Origin of the sequence: Pseudomonas sp., from assembly GCF_030684895.1 — a bacterium.
Lineage (GTDB): Bacteria > Pseudomonadota > Gammaproteobacteria > Pseudomonadales > Pseudomonadaceae > Aquipseudomonas.
Map to the genome: position 1 here is coordinate 1 of NZ_JAUXXP010000013.1, position 16,633 is coordinate 16,633.

At 60.8% G+C, this 16,633-nt stretch carries 17 protein-coding genes and 3 tRNA genes; 9 read left to right on the plus strand and 11 right to left on the minus strand.

What is annotated here, in order from left to right; all coding sequences use genetic code 11:
* Positions 1-84 precede the first annotated feature (84 nt).
* The 3 genes from Q8M42_RS01965 to Q8M42_RS01975 form a co-directional block, all read right to left on the minus strand.
* Positions 85-160, minus strand: a tRNA-Glu gene (locus Q8M42_RS01965).
* Positions 161-203: 43 nt separating this feature from the next.
* A tRNA-Gly gene (locus tag Q8M42_RS01970) sits at positions 204-279 on the minus strand.
* A 39-nt stretch (positions 280-318) separates the two neighbouring features.
* Positions 319-394, minus strand: a tRNA-Glu gene (locus Q8M42_RS01975).
* Between the two features lie 224 nt (positions 395-618).
* Between Q8M42_RS01975 and Q8M42_RS01980 the strand changes: the two genes are divergently transcribed.
* Positions 619-1,389: a hypothetical protein gene (locus tag Q8M42_RS01980; RefSeq protein WP_304868697.1), complete on the plus strand. Its 771-nt coding sequence runs from the start codon at positions 619-621 to the stop codon at positions 1,387-1,389.
* Between the two features lie 51 nt (positions 1,390-1,440).
* Positions 1,441-2,103 (plus strand): glutathione S-transferase family protein, encoded by a 663-nt coding sequence (locus Q8M42_RS01985; protein WP_304868699.1) that lies wholly within the window; start codon positions 1,441-1,443, stop codon positions 2,101-2,103.
* A 68-nt stretch (positions 2,104-2,171) separates the two neighbouring features.
* Here Q8M42_RS01985 and Q8M42_RS01990 read toward each other — a convergent pair whose 3' ends face one another.
* Positions 2,172-2,654, minus strand: coding sequence for a GAF domain-containing protein (locus Q8M42_RS01990; protein ID WP_304868701.1), 483 nt, complete (start codon positions 2,652-2,654; stop codon positions 2,172-2,174).
* Positions 2,647-3,540, minus strand: coding sequence for an ATP-binding protein (locus tag Q8M42_RS01995; protein WP_304868703.1), 894 nt, complete (start codon positions 3,538-3,540; stop codon positions 2,647-2,649). Before Q8M42_RS01995 ends, Q8M42_RS01990 begins: the two co-directional genes overlap by 8 nt.
* A gap of 99 nt (positions 3,541-3,639) precedes the next feature.
* Here Q8M42_RS01995 and Q8M42_RS02000 point away from each other — a divergent pair, with 99 nt between their 5' ends.
* Positions 3,640-5,952 (plus strand): response regulator, encoded by a 2,313-nt coding sequence (locus Q8M42_RS02000; RefSeq protein ID WP_304868705.1) that lies wholly within the window; start codon positions 3,640-3,642, stop codon positions 5,950-5,952.
* Here the strand turns inward: Q8M42_RS02000 and Q8M42_RS02005 are convergent.
* From Q8M42_RS02005 to msrB, 3 genes are all read right to left on the minus strand, one after another.
* Positions 5,928-6,401 (minus strand): MarR family winged helix-turn-helix transcriptional regulator, encoded by a 474-nt coding sequence (locus tag Q8M42_RS02005; protein ID WP_304868707.1) that lies wholly within the window; start codon positions 6,399-6,401, stop codon positions 5,928-5,930. The genes Q8M42_RS02000 and Q8M42_RS02005 overlap by 25 nt on opposite strands.
* Positions 6,398-6,883 carry a glutathione peroxidase gene (locus tag Q8M42_RS02010; protein WP_304868709.1) on the minus strand — a complete coding sequence of 162 codons (486 nt, stop codon included), beginning with the start codon at positions 6,881-6,883 and terminating at the stop codon, positions 6,398-6,400. The genes Q8M42_RS02005 and Q8M42_RS02010 overlap by 4 nt, the downstream gene beginning before the upstream one ends.
* A 110-nt stretch (positions 6,884-6,993) precedes the next feature.
* Positions 6,994-7,389 (minus strand): peptide-methionine (R)-S-oxide reductase MsrB, encoded by a 396-nt coding sequence (gene msrB / locus Q8M42_RS02015; protein WP_304868711.1) that lies wholly within the window; start codon positions 7,387-7,389, stop codon positions 6,994-6,996.
* Between the two features lie 170 nt (positions 7,390-7,559).
* On the opposite strand from msrB, the gene Q8M42_RS02020 reads away from it, so the two are divergent.
* The 4 genes from Q8M42_RS02020 to htpX all read left to right on the plus strand — a co-directional run bounded on the left by Q8M42_RS02020 (position 7,560) and on the right by htpX (position 10,996).
* Positions 7,560-8,771 (plus strand): pyridoxal phosphate-dependent aminotransferase, encoded by a 1,212-nt coding sequence (locus Q8M42_RS02020; protein WP_304868713.1) that lies wholly within the window; start codon positions 7,560-7,562, stop codon positions 8,769-8,771.
* A gap of 12 nt (positions 8,772-8,783) precedes the next feature.
* Complete coding sequence (locus Q8M42_RS02025) at positions 8,784-9,527, plus strand: SDR family NAD(P)-dependent oxidoreductase (RefSeq protein WP_304868715.1); 744 nt, start codon at positions 8,784-8,786, stop codon at positions 9,525-9,527.
* The gene (locus Q8M42_RS02030; protein ID WP_304868717.1) at positions 9,527-9,979 is read left to right on the plus strand and encodes a hypothetical protein; all 453 of its coding nucleotides are present in this window, start codon (positions 9,527-9,529) and stop codon (positions 9,977-9,979) included. The genes Q8M42_RS02025 and Q8M42_RS02030 overlap by 1 nt, the downstream gene beginning before the upstream one ends.
* A gap of 144 nt (positions 9,980-10,123) precedes the next feature.
* A complete protein-coding gene (gene htpX, locus Q8M42_RS02035; RefSeq protein ID WP_304868719.1) occupies positions 10,124-10,996 on the plus strand; it encodes a protease HtpX in 873 nt (290 codons plus the stop codon).
* A gap of 53 nt (positions 10,997-11,049) precedes the next feature.
* Here the strand turns inward: htpX and Q8M42_RS02040 are convergent, their stop codons facing one another.
* Entirely contained in the window at positions 11,050-11,706 is a 657-nt protein-coding gene (locus tag Q8M42_RS02040; RefSeq protein ID WP_304868721.1) for a thiopurine S-methyltransferase, read from the minus strand.
* Positions 11,707-11,877: 171 nt separating this feature from the next.
* Between Q8M42_RS02040 and Q8M42_RS02045 the strand changes: the two genes are divergently transcribed.
* Positions 11,878-12,648 (plus strand): class III extradiol ring-cleavage dioxygenase, encoded by a 771-nt coding sequence (locus Q8M42_RS02045; RefSeq protein WP_304868723.1) that lies wholly within the window; start codon positions 11,878-11,880, stop codon positions 12,646-12,648.
* 70 nt (positions 12,649-12,718) lie between these two features.
* On the opposite strand, the gene Q8M42_RS02050 is transcribed toward Q8M42_RS02045, so the two are convergent.
* Positions 12,719-14,434: a DEAD/DEAH box helicase gene (locus Q8M42_RS02050; RefSeq protein ID WP_304868724.1), complete on the minus strand. Its 1,716-nt coding sequence runs from the start codon at positions 14,432-14,434 to the stop codon at positions 12,719-12,721.
* A gap of 332 nt (positions 14,435-14,766) precedes the next feature.
* On the opposite strand from Q8M42_RS02050, the gene Q8M42_RS02055 reads away from it, so the two are divergent.
* Complete coding sequence (locus tag Q8M42_RS02055) at positions 14,767-15,558, plus strand: crotonase/enoyl-CoA hydratase family protein (RefSeq protein ID WP_304868726.1); 792 nt, start codon at positions 14,767-14,769, stop codon at positions 15,556-15,558.
* 164 nt (positions 15,559-15,722) lie between these two features.
* Here the strand turns inward: Q8M42_RS02055 and Q8M42_RS02060 are convergent, their stop codons facing one another.
* Positions 15,723-16,496, minus strand: a complete 774-nt coding sequence (locus Q8M42_RS02060) for a spermidine synthase (RefSeq protein WP_136665054.1) — start codon at positions 16,494-16,496, stop codon at positions 15,723-15,725.
* Between the last annotated feature and the right edge of the window lie 137 nt (positions 16,497-16,633).

A 16,633-nucleotide genomic window follows, 5' to 3' on the forward strand; every position in this document is an offset into this window, starting at 1 on the left:
GAGACTCGAACTCGCGACCCCGACCTTGGCAAGGTCGTGCTCTACCAACTGAGCTATTCCCGCAATACAGCTTGGTACTAAAAATGGCGTCCCCTAGGGGACTCGAACCCCTGTTACCGCCGTGAAAGGGCGGTGTCCTAGGCCACTAGACGAAGGGGACCTTGGAACTTGTCGGTTACCTGCTTACGCAGACCACCTGAATTTGGAGCGGGAAACGAGACTCGAACTCGCGACCCCGACCTTGGCAAGGTCGTGCTCTACCAACTGAGCTATTCCCGCATACAACTTGGTTTTTTACAGCACACTCCATTGAAGAAGTGGCGTCCCCTAGGGGACTCGAACCCCTGTTACCGCCGTGAAAGGGCGGTGTCCTAGGCCACTAGACGAAGGGGACGCAGCCCGGAAACTACAACTTCTATCCGGCTTCTACACGTTTTGCCGTGAGGCATTGCGCTACGAAGTGGCGCGCATTCTATGGAGCCTTGCAAGGCCCGTCAACCTCTGTGTAAAAATTTTTATAAATCAAAGACTTCAGCTGCGAAAGTGAGGCAGCCCTATCAGCCTCCCGGCTAAGGCACTACACTCGGACGAAAAACCGGTGATCGAGAGGCTGCACCCATGTCCCCACTCGTGATTACCATATTGATTGTTTCTGGCATCGTCGTTTTGATCGCCATTGCCTACATCAATCATATGGTCGAGAACAACAAACTGGAGAAGGCGCGCATCAAGGCCGACCTTAATGATCGCCTGCGCCGCTGCACGGACCTCGCCGAAGCCCTCCCCGGCCAACTGATGACACCAGCACTGAAACTGATGCTCAGCCGCCTGCAGTTGCACTTCAGTGAACGCATGCTGCCGCTGGACAGGGGCAATAACGCCCTCAAGGCGCGCATTGAAGAGCTGCGCAAGCTGATCACCCAGGGCGAGTCGATTGCCGTAAACAACCCGCCGCAGCCCATCCTCAATGAAGCCAAGGCCAAGGAAGTACGCTTCCAGCTGGAAAACCTCCACGGCCAACTGACCCGTTGCGCCAAAGACGGGATTATCCCAACCGATGAGGCCAAGCATTGGCTGAAAGAAGTGCGCCATATGCTGACCCAGGTGCATATCGAGTTCTTCGGCAACCTCGGCCAACAGGCCCTGCAGCAAAACCAGCCAGGCCAGGCACGCCTGGCATTCGAGCGCGGCGTGCAATACCTGCGCAAACAACCTGATCCGGCTCCTTACCAGAACGCCCTGAAGAAATTCGAAGAGCAACTGGCGCGCGCCAATGCCATGGTTCTGGAAAGCAATAAGCCGACCACTGACCAAGCCAGCGAGCTGGATGCCGGTCTGGAGTCTCTCGGCGGCGATGACGAGTGGAAGAAGAAGAACATCTACGACTAACCTCTCCAGCGCGCAGTTTGCGCGCTACCGCCCTGCCCACGAGAGCCGCGCATGAGCCTGACTGTTTACGGTGCCCCGCTGTCACCCTTCGTCCGTAAAGTTCGCCTGTTTCTGGCTGAAAAGAACCTGGACTACCAACTGGAAATCATTTTGCCGTTCGGCCAACCAGCCTGGTACCGCGAGCTGAGCCCGTTGGGGCGTATTCCCGCCCTGAGGGATGGCGACTTCACCCTCGCCGACTCCAGCGTGATCTGCCAGTACCTGGACGACAAGCATTCTGATCGTCCTAGCCTGCTCGGGCAGAACGCCGAACAACGCGCACGGGGGCGCTGGCTGGAGAAATATGCCGACTATGAACTGGCCCCACTGTGCACCTTCAGCGTATTCCGTAACCGCGCACTGAAACCCAGCATGGGCCAGAGCTGCGACGAAGCCGCCGTGCAGAAAGCCCTGCACGAAAAACTGCCCGCGCACTTCGACTACCTGGAACAGACTCTCGGTTCAGCCGACTATCTGGTCGGCGACAGCCTGACCCTGGCCGACTTGGCCCTGACCTGCCAGTTGATCAATATGCAACATGGCGGCGAGCAACTGGACGTGCAGCGTTGGCCCAACCTGAGTGCGCACTATGCACGAATCACTGCGCGCACCTCGGTACAGGCTGTCTTGCCGGGCGAGCTGAAGATGCTCGCCAAGATGGCCGCCAAGGCTTGAATAATCGGTAGCCGTCCAACAAAAAGCCCGGCGATTGCCGGGCTTTTTTACCTTGCCTTTAGCGCTGCTCAGCAATCGGTCAGCTCGACAAACACCTCGACCAGCCGCTCGATACCGGCCTGATCCGCTGCGCTAAAGCGTGCCAGCGACGGGCTGTCGAGATCCAGCACGCCAAGCAAACGTCCGCCCTTGAACAACGGCACCACCAGCTCGCTATTGGAGGCGCTGTCACAGGCGATATGCCCGGCAAAGGCATGTACATCCTCAACGCGCTGGGTCTGCCCAGTGGCCGCTGCGGCGCCGCACACACCGCGACCGAAGGGAATCCGCACGCAGGCTACCTTGCCTTGAAAAGGCCCGAGCACCAGCTCATCGCCACGCGCCAGGTAGAAACCCGCCCAGTTCAGGTCGCTCAGTTCCTGAAACAGAAACGCCGAAAACTGCGCCGCATTGGCAATAAAGTCCCGCTCATCCGCCAGCAGTGCCTGCAGTTGCGCCACCAGCAGCGGGTAACCGTCGAGCCCTTGCCCGCTTTGTTGTAGATCAATCATCGTGCTTACTCAGTAATTGCAGACCCACCCAGTCACGGGCGAATTGATAGGCGCAGCGTCCGTTGCGGTTACCGCGGCCCAAGGCCCAACGTATGGCGGCCTTTTCCAGCTCATCATGCCACTGCCAGGCCAAGCCGGCCTGCGCGGCGTGCACCGCGACCCAGTGGCGGACCACGTCAAGAAAATGCTCCTGGCTAAAGGGATAGAACGACAGCCACAGACCGAAGCGGTCGGACAGCGCGATCTTGTCTTCCACCGCCTCGTTGGGATGCAGCTCGCCATCCACCTGCTGCCAGCTTTCGTTGTCGCTTTGTTTTTCCGGCAACAGATGGCGACGGTTGGAGGTGGCATACAGCAACACATTGTCCGGCGCACGCTCCAGGGAGCCATCGAGCACGGTTTTCAGCATGCGGTAATCGCCCTCGCCGGCCTCAAATGACAGGTCATCGCAGAACAACACAAAACGCTGCGGCAGCTCGCTCAGCCGCTCGACAATGCGCGGCAAGTCGGCCAGATGATCACGCTCAATCTCGATCAGCCGCAGCCCCGCCGCCGCATGCTCGGCCAGCAGCGCCCGCACCAGCGATGATTTACCCGTGCCGCGTGCGCCCCAGAGCAACGCATGGTTGGCCGGCAGGCCCTGGATAAACTGCTGAGTATTGCGCGCCAACTGAGCACGCTGGCGATCCACCCCGATCAGATCATCCAGGCTCACATCCAGACCGACCTTAAGCGGCGCCAAAAAGCCGCTGCGACCATCACGCTGCCAACGCGCCGCCAGGCTCTGCTGCCAGTCGATAACCGGGCGCTGCGCCGGCAACAATGGCTCCAGGCGCGCCAATACAGCCTCGGCACGCAACAAAAAATCACTTAAACGCGAATCCACAACACACTCCAGGGTTTTCGAGCCGTTCTGCCACTGCCGTCCGGCAAAACAGATGGGCTATGCTTGGCAGGCGACTCAACACGAGAACAACCGGCCCATATGGATATAGCGCTAACCCAACGCCTGTCATTCAAACAGGCCGGCTTGACCGTATTGGTAGCCTTTATCCTCGGCACGGCGCTCAGCTTTATTCAAGTGGGCATCGATTATGCCAGCGAAGATGCCTCCATCAACCGCGAGATTAACGCGCTGATGGAAATCAGCCACAACCCGGCTGCGCGCATCGCCTACAACATCGACGCCGAACTGGCTCAGGAACTGGTGCTGGGCCTGCTGCGTTCTCCAGCGGTGATCAGTGCGCAGATCATCGACAACAACCAACTGACCCTGGCCAGCGTCAACCGTCCCGCGATGGAAAGTCGCTACCGGGTACTTAGCGACTTTATGTTCGGCAAGCGCCGACACTTCGAGACCGCCCTGTTCGTCAGCCACTCGCCCAATGAAGCGCTTGGCAAACTGAGCCTGGAGGTGGACACCTACGCCTTCGGCAGCCACTTCCTCAATCGCTCGTTGCTGACCCTGCTCACCGGCTTCGCCCGTAGCCTGCTGCTGTCGCTGATTTTGCTGGTGCTGTTCTATTTCATGCTGACCAAGCCGCTCACCGGCTTTATCCGCGCCCTCAGCGAGCGCGACCTGCGCAGCCCCAACAACGCCAAGCTGCCCTACCCGCCTAACCATGAGCGCGACGAGATCGGCGTACTGGTCGATGTCACCAACCGCCAACTGAGCAGCATCGCCAGCGAAATCGAGCAGCGTCAGCAAGCCGAAGCCCGCCTGACCCGCTACCTGGCCGAGCTGGAAGACATGGTCTCGGCGCGCACCGAGCAGCTGGAAGCCGCCAATAGCCGCCTGCTCGACTCCAACCGCGAGCTGGAGCAAGCCAAACGCACGGCTTTGGACATGGCCCAGGCGCGTTCGGCCTTCCTCGCCAATATGAGCCACGAGATTCGCACCCCGCTCAACGGCCTGCTGGGCATGCTCGCACTGTCGCTGGACGGCCCGCTGAATAACGAGCAACGCCAGCAGCTGTCGATTGCCCACGACTCCGGCAAGGTGCTGGTGGAGCTGCTCAATGACATTCTCGACCTGTCGAAATTCGAGGCCGGGCAGTTGGAGCTGGAACAGATCCCCTTCGATCTGGCGAGCATGGTTGAAGACACCGCCAACCTGCTGTCGCAGAACGCCGCACCCGGCGTTGAACTGACCTGCCTGATCGACCCACTGCTGCCCAATCAGCTGCTCGGCGACCCGACGCGGGTCAGGCAGATTGTCAGCAACCTGCTGTCCAATGCCTTGAAATTCACCCGCTTTGGCCGCGTCGATATCAGCGTCAGCGCCCAGGCCAGCGGCGTCAGGATCATTGTTCGCGACACCGGCATCGGCATTGCAGAAGACGCCCAGGCGCGGATCTTCCATCCGTTTGCCCAGGCCGGTGTTGGCATCACCCGGCAATTTGGTGGTACCGGCCTGGGCCTGGCCCTGACACGCCGTCTCTGCGAAGCCATGCACGGCCAGCTGAGCCTGGAGACACGGGAAGGTTTCGGCAGCACTTTTTGCGTCGATCTACCGCTACCCGGCCAGACCAACGCTAAGCAACTTCCCCTGTTGCACGGGCGCATTATCGGCCTGTGCCCGGCCAGCTCCGGACTCAGCGAACAGCTGGCCAGCCTGCTGCCGAGCTGGGGCCTGCAGTATCAGCACCTGGACGCAGATGCGGTGCTGGGCACGCTTGATGCCGACCTGCTGATCAGCGATTGCCCGCAGCGCTTGAATGAGCTGCGCTCGCTCTGCAACCTGCCGATTCTGCTAGTCAGCGCCTACGGCAACTTTCTCAGCAGCGAACAGGTGGAAAAACTTTCACCTATCGAACAACTGGCACGGCCGCTGTCACGCCAAGCGCTGCTGCAGGCCTTGCGCCGCACCCTCGGCCAGGGCGAGACGCATGCCGCCGAGCAGCACAGCGAGCCGCAACGCAACCGCCAGGCGCGCGTCCTGCTGGTGGAAGACAACCCGGTCAACCAGCTGGTGGCCAAAGGCATGCTGGGCAAGCTCGGCTGCGAGGTGCTGCTGGCCAATCATGGCGGCGAAGCCCTGACCCTGCTGGAAACCCAGGCGGTCGATCTGATTCTGATGGACTGCAATATGCCGGTCATGGATGGCTATGAAACCACCCGGCGGATTCGCCAGAAGGCCGAACTCGCCGAGTTGCCCATCATCGCCCTGACGGCCAACGCGCTGTCCGATGAGCGCGAGCGCTGCCGCGCTGCGGGAATGGATGACTACCTAGCCAAGCCCTTCCGCAAGGATGAGCTAGCGGCGCTGCTCGATCAGTGGTTAAGCGCCATAAACTGATCAAGCAGCACACCCACCTGGCTGCGCAACGCAGTAACCTGATCGAGGTCGATGCCGCGCTCACAAAGCAGCTGGCTTTTCAGCGGCAACACCTGCTCACGCAAGGCGAAGCCGGCCGGGGTCAGCGCCAGGTGTACCTCACGCTCATCACTGGCCGAACGCTTGCGCTGCAACAAACCTTGCAGCTCCAGGCGCTTGAGCAGCGGCGTCAGCGTGCCGGAATCGAGCAACAAGCGCTCACCCAGCGCTTTGACCGTCGGCAGCGCCGGCGGCTGTTGCTGCCACTCCCACAGCACCAGCATGGCCAAGTACTGCGGGTAGGTCAGGCCGAGCTGATCGAGCATCGGCTTGTAGGCGCGGATCACCGCCCGTGAAGCGGCGTAGAGTTTGAAGCACAGCTGGTTGTCCAGCTGCAGCCCGTCATCCGAGTGCAAGCTGGCCTGGGTCATTTCAGCAGTGCTTCGATCTCTGCAGTCAGGTCTTCAGGCTTGGTGGTCGGGGCAAAACGCTTGATCACCGCGCCGTCAGCACTCAGCAGAAACTTGGTGAAGTTCCACTTGATGCCCTGGCTGCCGAGCAGACCTGGCGCGCTTTTCTTCAGATTGACGAACAGCGGATGGGCATCGCTGCCGTTCACATCGACCTTCTTGAACAGCGGAAAGCTCACACCGAAGTTCAGCTCGCAGAACTCGCTGATCGCGCCCTCATCACCTGGCTCCTGCTTGCCGAACTGGTTGCAGGGGAAGCCCAGCACCACCAGACCTTGGTCCTTGTATTGCTGCCAGACGTTTTCCAGGCCCTTGTACTGCGGGGTGAAGCCGCACTTGCTGGCGGTGTTGACCACCAGCACGGCCTTGCCGCCGAAATCGGCCAGGGTCTTCTGCTCGCCCTTGATGGTGGTAACCGGAATATCAAAGAGTGCGTTGCTCATGTTGGACATCCTGATAAGTGGGAGTGAACGCAAGATAGCGAGCAATTAAATTGCATGCAATTTAATTGCCTCATAATAAGGCCCGCTGATAGCAGGCCTGTGCAATGACATTAAGCCTTCGGCACCAGCTTGAGCGATGCCGAGTTGATGCAATAACGCAGCCCCGTCGGCGCCGGCCCATCGGGGAACACATGCCCCAGGTGAGCATCGCACTTGGCGCATTTGACTTCGATGCGGTGCATGCCGTGATTGAAGTCATCCAAACTGCTGATGGCCTCGCTGCTGACCGGCTGGAAGTAACTCGGCCAGCCGCTGCCGGAGTCGTACTTGGCATCCGAGTCGAACAGCTCGGCCTGGCAGCAGGCGCAGTGGTAAATACCCGGCACCTTGCTGTCGTGATACTGGCCGGTAAAAGCGCGCTCGGTGCCGCCTAGGCGGCACACATGAAACTGTTCCTCAGAAAGCTCTTCGCGCCAGGCTTCCAGGGGTTTTTCCAGCTTGTCCACAGGCAGGTCTCCTTCAGAGAAAAAAGCCCGACCAGTACCTTTGCCAAGGTCGGGCTGCCACGTATCATTCGACCCCAGTCTGTCACCGGCGTTACAACCTGCCAAGGCTCGTCAGATCGCGCCTTTTTGCAGGGTAATTCAGCGGCGCTCCACCATTCGGGATCACTTACATGCAGTTCAGCAAATCGAACAAGCTCGCCAACGTCTGCTACGACATCCGCGGGCCGGTGCTCAAGCACGCCAAACGCCTGGAAGAGGAAGGCCATCGCATCCTCAAGCTGAACATCGGCAACCCGGCACCGTTCGGTTTCGAAGCGCCTGAGGAGATCCTTCAGGACGTGATCCGCAATCTGCCGACCGCCCAGGGCTACAGCGACTCCAAGGGTCTGTTCAGCGCACGCAAGGCGGTGATGCAGTACTACCAGCAGAAGCAGGTGGAAGGCGTTGGCATCGAGGACATCTACCTTGGCAACGGCGTGTCCGAGCTGATCGTGATGGCCATGCAGGCGCTGCTGAACAATGGCGATGAAGTGCTGATCCCGGCGCCGGATTACCCACTATGGACCGCTTCCGTAGCGCTGGCAGGCGGCAAGCCGGTGCATTACCTGTGCGATGAGCAGGCTGGCTGGTTCCCCGATATCGCCGACATGCGCGCCAAAATCACGCCGAACACCAAGGCCCTGGTGCTGATCAACCCGAACAACCCCACCGGCGCTGTTTATTCCAAGGAAGTGCTGCTGGATATCGTCGAACTGGCGCGCCAGCACAACCTGGTGCTGTTCTCCGACGAAATCTACGACAAGATCCTCTATGACGATGCCGTGCATATCTGCACCGCCTCGCTGGCGCCGGACGTGCTCTGCCTGACCTTCAACGGCCTGTCCAAGTCCTACCGCGTGGCCGGTTTCCGCTCCGGCTGGGTGGCGATTTCCGGGCCCAAGCACCGCGCGCAGAGCTATATCGAAGGCATCGACATCCTCGCCAATATGCGCCTGTGCGCCAACGTGCCGAGTCAGCACGCGATCCAGACCGCACTGGGCGGCTACCAGAGCATCAACGACCTGGTGCTGCCCAACGGCCGCCTGCTGGAACAACGCAACCGCACCTGGGAGCTGCTCAACGACATCCCTGGGGTCAGCTGCGTCAAGCCGATGGGCGCGCTGTATGCCTTCCCGAAGATCGACCCAAAAGTCTGCCCGATTCATAACGACGAGAAGTTCGTGCTGGATCTGCTGCTCTCGGAAAAACTGCTGATCGTCCAAGGCACCGCCTTCAACTGGCCGTGGCCAGATCACTTCCGCGTGGTCACACTGCCGCGCGTGGATGAGCTGGAAATGGCCATCGGCCGCATCGGCAGCTTCCTCAAGACTTACCAACAGTAACCGGAGCAAGCCATGAGCCAGGGCAAACGCTACCTACTGACCGGGGCCAGTTCAGGCATCGGCGCCGCCCTGGCCCGCGAGTTGGCGGCCAAGGGTTACGACCTGGCCCTGGCCGCACGCCGCGAAGACAGCCTGCATCTGCTGGCCGCAGAGCTGCAGGCGCGCTTTCAGCGCAAGATAGTGGTGCTGCCGCTGGATGTGACCGACTACGACGCCTGCCAGGATGCCTTGGGTCTGGCCGCTAATGCCCTCGGCGGGCTGGACGGGATTATCGCCAACGCAGGCATCGCCCTGACCGGTAAAGCCGGCGGTGGCCACTTCAAGCGCGCCCGACTGACCGTGGAAACCAACCTGATCGGCGCAATTGCCTGCCTGGACGCCGCCTGTGCGCTGTTTCGCCAACAAGGCCATGGCCATCTGGTCGCCGTCGCCTCAGTCGCCGGCAAACGCGGCCTGCCGCACACGGCGGCCTACTCGGCGAGCAAGGCCGGCCTGATCAGCTATATGGAAGCCACCCGCGCTGAACTGCTGGGCAAGAACATCGACACCACCCTGCTGTTGCCGGGCTTTATCGATACGCCACTGAACAGCGATATGGCCAGCCGGCCGTTCCTGATTGACGTGGAGCGCGGCGCAGCACTGATCGCCAAGCACATCGACAAACGCCATGTCAGCGCCTACGTGCCTGGCTGGCCCTGGGCGCTGCTGGGCCGCGTGCTGCCTTATCTTCCAACCTCAATGATTGGCAAATTCTGATGGACCTGCAGATCGACGACTTTTACAAGGATGCCGCCGCCGGCATGCTGACCCTGTACCAGGCGTTTCCGAGTAAATCAGCGCTGTATGTCGAAGACCTGATCGGCCGCGAAGAGCCGGATGAGTTTGGCCTGCCCACGCCACGCCATCAAAGCTGCCTGGGCGCCCTGCTGTGGCTGGCTGAGGAAGGCTATATCCGCTTCGACACCACCATCGGCTACGACGCTCTGGATCAAGCGGTACTCAGTGAAAAAGGCTTTCTGCGCTTGACTCGCGGCGTACCCCATGCATTGCGTGAGGGTGATGCCTTGCCGCCTAGCGTGCGCCGCGTGCATGCCACCCTGGCCTTTCAGCTGCGCGAAGCACTGGGCCAACGGCATGGCGAACGCGTCGCCCGCCTCACCCGCCTGCTGTTTGAATCCAACCTGAATGGCACAAGCGACATAGTTTGAAATAGTCGCCAGGTTGAAGTGCTTGGGGGGGCGCCCTTATATAGCCGTCATAACCAATAGTGGCCGTTGAAAACCAGGCGAAACAGCCAAAACAGGGTTTTCAGCGGCCTGATAGATCTTTCCCGTGAGGAGTCTCAATACACCATGATGCGCATTATGCTGTTCCTGGCCACCAACATGGCGGTGTTGATCATCGCCAGCATCACCCTGAAGTTGCTTGGGGTGGACCGCTTTACCGGTCAGAACTATGGCAGCCTGCTGGTTTTCTGCGCCGTGTTCGGTTTCGCCGGTTCGCTGATTTCGCTGCTGCTGTCCAAGTGGATGGCGAAGATGAGCACCAAGACCGAAATCATCACCCAGCCACGCACCCGTCACGAACAGTGGCTGTTGCAGACCGTGGAAGAACTGTCCCGCGAAGCCGGAATCAAGATGCCGGAAGTGGGTATCTTCCCGGCCTATGAGTCCAACGCCTTCGCCACTGGCTGGAACAAGAACGACGCCCTGGTAGCGGTCAGCCAGGGCCTGCTGGAGCGTTTCTCGCCTGACGAAGTTCGCGCCGTACTGGCCCACGAAATCGGCCACGTGGCCAACGGCGACATGGTCACCCTGGCGCTGATCCAGGGCGTGGTGAACACCTTCGTGATGTTCTTCGCGCGGATCTTCGGCAACTTCGTCGATAAGGTAATCCTGAAAAACGAAGACGGCCCAGGTATCGGCTACTTCGTCGCGACCATTTTCGCCGAGCTTGTTCTGGGCATACTGGCCAGCATTATCGTTATGTGGTTCTCGCGTAAGCGCGAATTCAAGGCCGACGAAGCCGGTGCCCGCCTGGCCGGTACGGGCGCAATGATCGCCGCCCTGCAGCGCCTGCGCGCCGAACAGGAAGTGCCGGTGAACATGCCCAACAGCATGATGGCGTTTGGCATCAACGGCGGCCTGAAAGGCGGCCTGGCCGGCCTGCTGATGACCCATCCACCGCTGGAAGTGCGTATCGAAGCCCTGCGTCAGCGCGGCTAAGCTCAGCAGCAACGCACAAGGCGGCCCACGGGCCGCCTTTTTCTTTTCCGGCTTCAGACCTTACTCAAGCGATAGACCCGCTCATCCAGGCGCTCAAGACCGCGCTTGAGAAACTTCCAGTTGTCGCCCAGCACATCGCCGCACGCCAGCTCCTGCAACTGCCAGGCGGGCGCAAATAGGTGCTGCACCTCATCATCCACTACGGCAAAGGGCGGGCCGTCCATCTGCGCCTGGTCATAGTCCAGGCTCACCAGCAAACCCTGGCTGCCGCTGGGTAGAAGCTGCGTCAGGTGCGCCACATAACGAGCGCGCATCTCGGGTGGCAATGCAATCAGCGCCGCGCGGTCATACAGCGCGGCACAGCCGGCAAGCTGTTGCGCCGTCAGGGCAAAGAAATCACCGCAGTAGAGCTCCACAGCGCCAGCCCGATACAGCCTGAAAGCGCCCACTTCGCTGACCTCCGGTTGCAGCTTATGCTCGGCGAAGAAGTCCTCTACCGCACGCTGCGCCAGCTCGACACCTACCACCTGATAGCCCTGCCCCGCCAACCAGGCCAGGTCCAGGCTCTTGCCACACAGCGGCACCAGCACCCGCGTACCTACCGGTAAATCTAGCGCCGGCCAGTGCTGCTGCAGGTAAGGATTGACCTCAGGCAGATGAAAGCCAATTTCACTGCGCGCCCAACGCGCCTGCCAGAATTCTGCGTGCATAAAAGCTCCTGTAAAAATTCAGCTGAGGATCGTGCCGCATGGCGGCCAATAAGGCCAAGGGATTCGGCTCGCACAAACCCATCTATTAAAACGATCAAAACACCTTAGCTTTTGCGCTTTTATGCACAGATTGGCTGATAGAAGATGCAAGCAATCCATCAGGAGTCTGCCATGTCACTGCCCAGCCTGTTTATCTCCCACGGCTCACCCATGTTGGCCCTGCAACCCGGCGCCAGCGGCCCTGCCCTGGCTCGCCTGGCCAGCCAACTGCCCAAGCCACGCGCCATTGTGGTGGTTTCCGCGCACTGGGAAAGCCGCGAGCTGCGGGTAGGCAGCGCGGCGCAACCGCGAACCTGGCATGACTTTGGCGGCTTTCCTGCCGAGCTCTATCAAGTGCAATACCCGGCGCCTGGCAACCCAACGCTGGCGGCGGACATAATCCAACTGCTGGCCGCCGCCAACCTGCCAGCGCAGCTCGACGCCGAGCGGCCGTTGGATCACGGCGCCTGGGTGCCGCTGTCGTTGATGTACCCGCAAGCCGATATACCCGTGGTGCAGGTCTCCCTGCCCAGCCAGCATGGCCCAGCCCTGCAACGCCAGGTCGGCCAAGCCCTGGCCGGCCTGCGCGCCCAGGGCGTGCTGCTGATCGGTTCAGGCAGCATCACCCACAACTTGGGCGAACTGGACTGGCACGCAGGCCCGGATGTCATCGAGCCCTGGGCTCAGGCGTTTCGCGACTGGATCGTGGAGAAACTAATCGAGCAGGATCACGCCGCTCTGCAGGACTACCGCCGACAAGCACCCCATGCAGCGCGCAACCACCCCAGCGATGAACATCTGCTGCCGCTGTTCTTCGCCGAGGGCGCAGGCGGACAATTCAAGGTCGAGCACAGCGGCTTTACCCTGGGTGCGCTGGGAATGGACATCTACAGCTTCACTTAAGCCTGCGCCCGACAAACAGCAGGCGTAAAAAAGCCCCGCACTAGGCGGGGCTTTTTTATTCAGCGAAGCATCAATCTTCGCGATAACGACGCAGCTTCAGCGGCTTGCCACCAACGCGGGTGTCTTTCAGCTTGGTCAGCAGACGCTCGAGGCCTTCTTCCGGCAGCTCGACCAGACTGAAGCTCTCGCGCACCTGGATGCGGCCGATGGCTTCGCGGACCAGGCCGCCTTCGTTGAGGATCGCACCGAGCAGGTTCTTCGCGGCGATACCGTCGCGAGCGCCCAGGGCGGTGCGGCAACGGGCACGGCCTTCGGCCAATGGCACCGGCGCACGACGCTCACGGCTGCCGTCGCGATCAGGGCGCTCAGGACGATCACTGCGCTCGCTACGTTCACGCGGAGCACCGCTGTTCGGTACCAGCGGCTGGTCACGCTCAACCTCAGCCAGGGTCAGCGCTTGGCCGTTGGTGGCCTTGCGCAGCAGGGCTGCGGCCAGGGCACGCGGGCTGCAACCGATGTCAGCAGTCAGACGATCAAGCAAATCACCGTGGCTGGCTTCAGCATCAGCAACCAGCGGAGCCAGGCTGTTGGTGAGCTTCTTGATGCGTGCGTCCAGTACCTGCTTGGCGTCTGGCAGCTTGACTTCGCCAACCTTCTGCCCGGTGACACGCTCGATCACTTGCAGCATGCGGCGCTCACGCGGCGTCACCAGCAGCAGGGCGCGACCGGTACGGCCGGCACGGCCAGTACGGCCGATACGGTGGACGTAGGATTCCGGATCGTAGGGCATGTCCACGTTCATCACGTGGGTGATGCGCGGTACGTCGAGACCGCGAGCGGCAACGTCGGTGGCGATCACAATGTCCAGACGGCCATCTTTCAGCGAGTCGATCACGCGCTCACGCTGGTTCTGCGCGATGTCGCCGTTCAGTGCAGCGGCCTTGTAGCCCTTGGCTTCCAGCGCGGCGGCCAGATCCAGGGTGGCTTGCTTGGTGCGCACAAAACCGATCAGCGCGTCGAACTCTTCGACTTCCAGCAGACGCAGTACGGCGGCGTGCTTCTGGTCAGCGTGAACCATCAGATGCACCTGCTCAATGGCAGTTACGGTCTGGGTTTTGGTTTCGATCTTGACGTGCTTAGGGTCACGCAAGTGTTTTTCGGCGATGGAACGGATCGAGTGCGGCAGAGTGGCGGAGAACAGCACGCTCTGACGGCTTTCCGGCATGGCCTTGAAGATGACTTCGAGGTCATCCATAAAGCCCAGCTTGAGCATCTCGTCGGCTTCGTCGAGGACCAGGTGCTGAATGGTCGACAGGACTTTCTCGTCACGACGCAGGTGATCAACCAGACGACCCGGGGTGGCCACAACAATCTGTGCGCCATTACGGATGGCCTTGAGCTGCGGGCCCATCGGCGCGCCGCCGTAAACGGCGATAACACTAACGCCCGGCATTTGCTTGGCGTAGGTTTCAAAAGCGGTGGCAACCTGCAGCGCCAGCTCACGGGTCGGCGCCAGGATCAGCGCTTGTGGCTGACGCTTGGCCGGGTCGATACGGCTGAGGATTGGCAGGGCGAAGGCAGCGGTTTTACCGGTACCGGTCTGCGCCTGGCCGATCATGTCGTGGCCGGCGAGAATTACTGGAATCGCTTGAATCTGAATAGCCGAAGGCTCTTCATAGCCAGTGGCAATTACAGCAGCGAGAACATTGGGATGTAGATCGAGAGCGGCGAAGCCGCCGGTTTCCTGGGTCATGGGTCTGCCTCTAGTGCATCCGCAAAGACCCATGTTCCAAAGCTGCGCATGCCGTGTAAGACCCGAGAGTCACCCTGGCAGCCATGTCGGCGGGGATTTGCGAAAACGTGTGATAAATGAATCGTCAAGGATAGTCCGCAAAACGGACTAACTGCCAAAGTAAACCTTCGGGCGAGTTGTACTACCTGAACGTGGCCAAGAATTGACCGGCGCGCACTATACCGGAAAACCTGGCCAAATGTACTGGTTTTTCCTGAAATAGAGCATATAGCACGCCGGATGGTCATCCTCTGATAGCCTGCAGCTGCCATGCTGTAACGGCTTCACGCCCCAGTTCACTAACCTGCGCACAAGGACTCCCCGCCATGACCCAAAGCACCAGCGGCCGCGTCAGCCGTGAAAAACGCGGCCAGATCATGTTGATCGGCCTGGACCGAGCGAGCAAACGCAACGCCTTCGATATGCCCATGCTCGACGACATGTGCCTGGCCTACGGTGAGTTCGAGCGTGACAGCGAGGCGCGGGTGGCGCTGGTATTTGCCCATGGCGAACACTTCACCGCCGGGCTGGACCTGGCCAATGTGGCCGCGCAGTTTGCCGCTGGCTGGAAGATTCCTGAAGGCGGCTGCGACCCCTGGGGCGTATTCGGCGGGCCACGGGTGAGCAAACCGGTGATCGTCGCCGCGCAAGGCTACTGCTACACCATCGGTATCGAGTTGATGCTCGCCTCGGACATCAACCTGTGCGCCAGCAATACCCGCTTCGCCCAGATGGAAGTGCAACGCGGGATCTTCCCGTTTGGCGGCGCGACCTTGCGCATGCACCAAACCGCCGGCTGGGGCAACGCCATGCGCTGGCTGCTGACCGGCGATGAGTTCGATGCTCACGAAGCCTATCGCCTGGGCTTTATCCAGGAGGTGGTGGCTAGCGAAGAGTTGCTGCCCAAGGCGCTGTGGCTCGCCGAACGCATTGCCGCCCAGGCGCCGCTGGGCGTGCAGGCCACCCTAGCCTCGGCCCGCCAGGCCGTAGTCGAAGGCCCGGCTGCCGCCGCCGCTAGCCTGCACCCGACTGTTACCCGGCTGATGGCCAGCGAGGATGCCCAGGAGGGCGTGAAAGCCATGCTGGAACGCCGTCCGGGCGATTTCAAAGGACGCTGAGTTTCATAATCCGCGAGCTGTTAAGAACCTGATTTACGGTATTGCGAGCTAGGATCATGCAAGGCAAAAGCAGGCGAGGAAGCGGAGTTTACTGGTGTAAATGAGCATTCCGAGCCTGCTTTTAACGCAGCAGGGCCGACGCGCAGCAGACCGTAAACAGGTTCTCAGGTCGCCGGACGCACTGCCTTAATCAACGACTCCAGCGAATAACCAAATTGCGGCGCCAGCAGCTCATTACGACGGCGCAGCTCGGCAAAGTCGATTTCCTGCTCCAGATCCGCCGGCACCAGCAGTACCACGTTGCCCTCCTTCACCGGACACTCCCAGTAATGCCGATGGTAGAGGCCGCGCAACAGCGGCGCGCCCAGCGGCTTGCCGTCGTTGCCGGCCCACTGGTTGATAATCAGCCAACCGCCGGGGTTGAGCTGCTTCTGGCAATTTTCCAGGAATCGCCAGGCCAGATGCCCGGTTGCCGGGCCATGGTCGGTATACAGGTCGACAAACAGCAGGTCGGTCTTTTCCGCGCTTTCCAGCAGTTCCAGGGCATCACCGATGCGGATGGTCAGGCGCGGGTCATCGACCAGGCCCATATGTTCCATGGCCAAGCGCGGCACATCGGCGCGCAGCTCGATCACTTCAACATCTTCCAACGGCAGAAAGCGCAGGCAGGCCTGGGTCAGGTTGCCGGCACCGAGGCCGAGAAACAGCGCGCTTTCTGGATGTTCATGGCACAGCGCGCCAAGCAGCATGGCGCGGGTGTAGTCGTACTCCAGCCAGCTGGGGTCCGGCATATACACGCAGCTCTGCTCAATCGCCTCGCCGAATTCGAGAAAGCGGTAAGCGCCCATTTCGACTACCTGGATCACCCCGAAGGCATCGTGCACTTCGGCGATCAACAGCGGGTCCGGCATCTGCCCAACCGGGGGTAAACCTGGCATCCACCACTCTCCACCGTGACATCCCCGACCATTTCAGCCAGAGGAAAGGCGCTAATTGTCATTGAGGCACCCTCCCCTGGTCACGCGATAATTTGCCGCAGTCGGGGGCGCCGAGTTTATCGTTCTGCGACTACAAC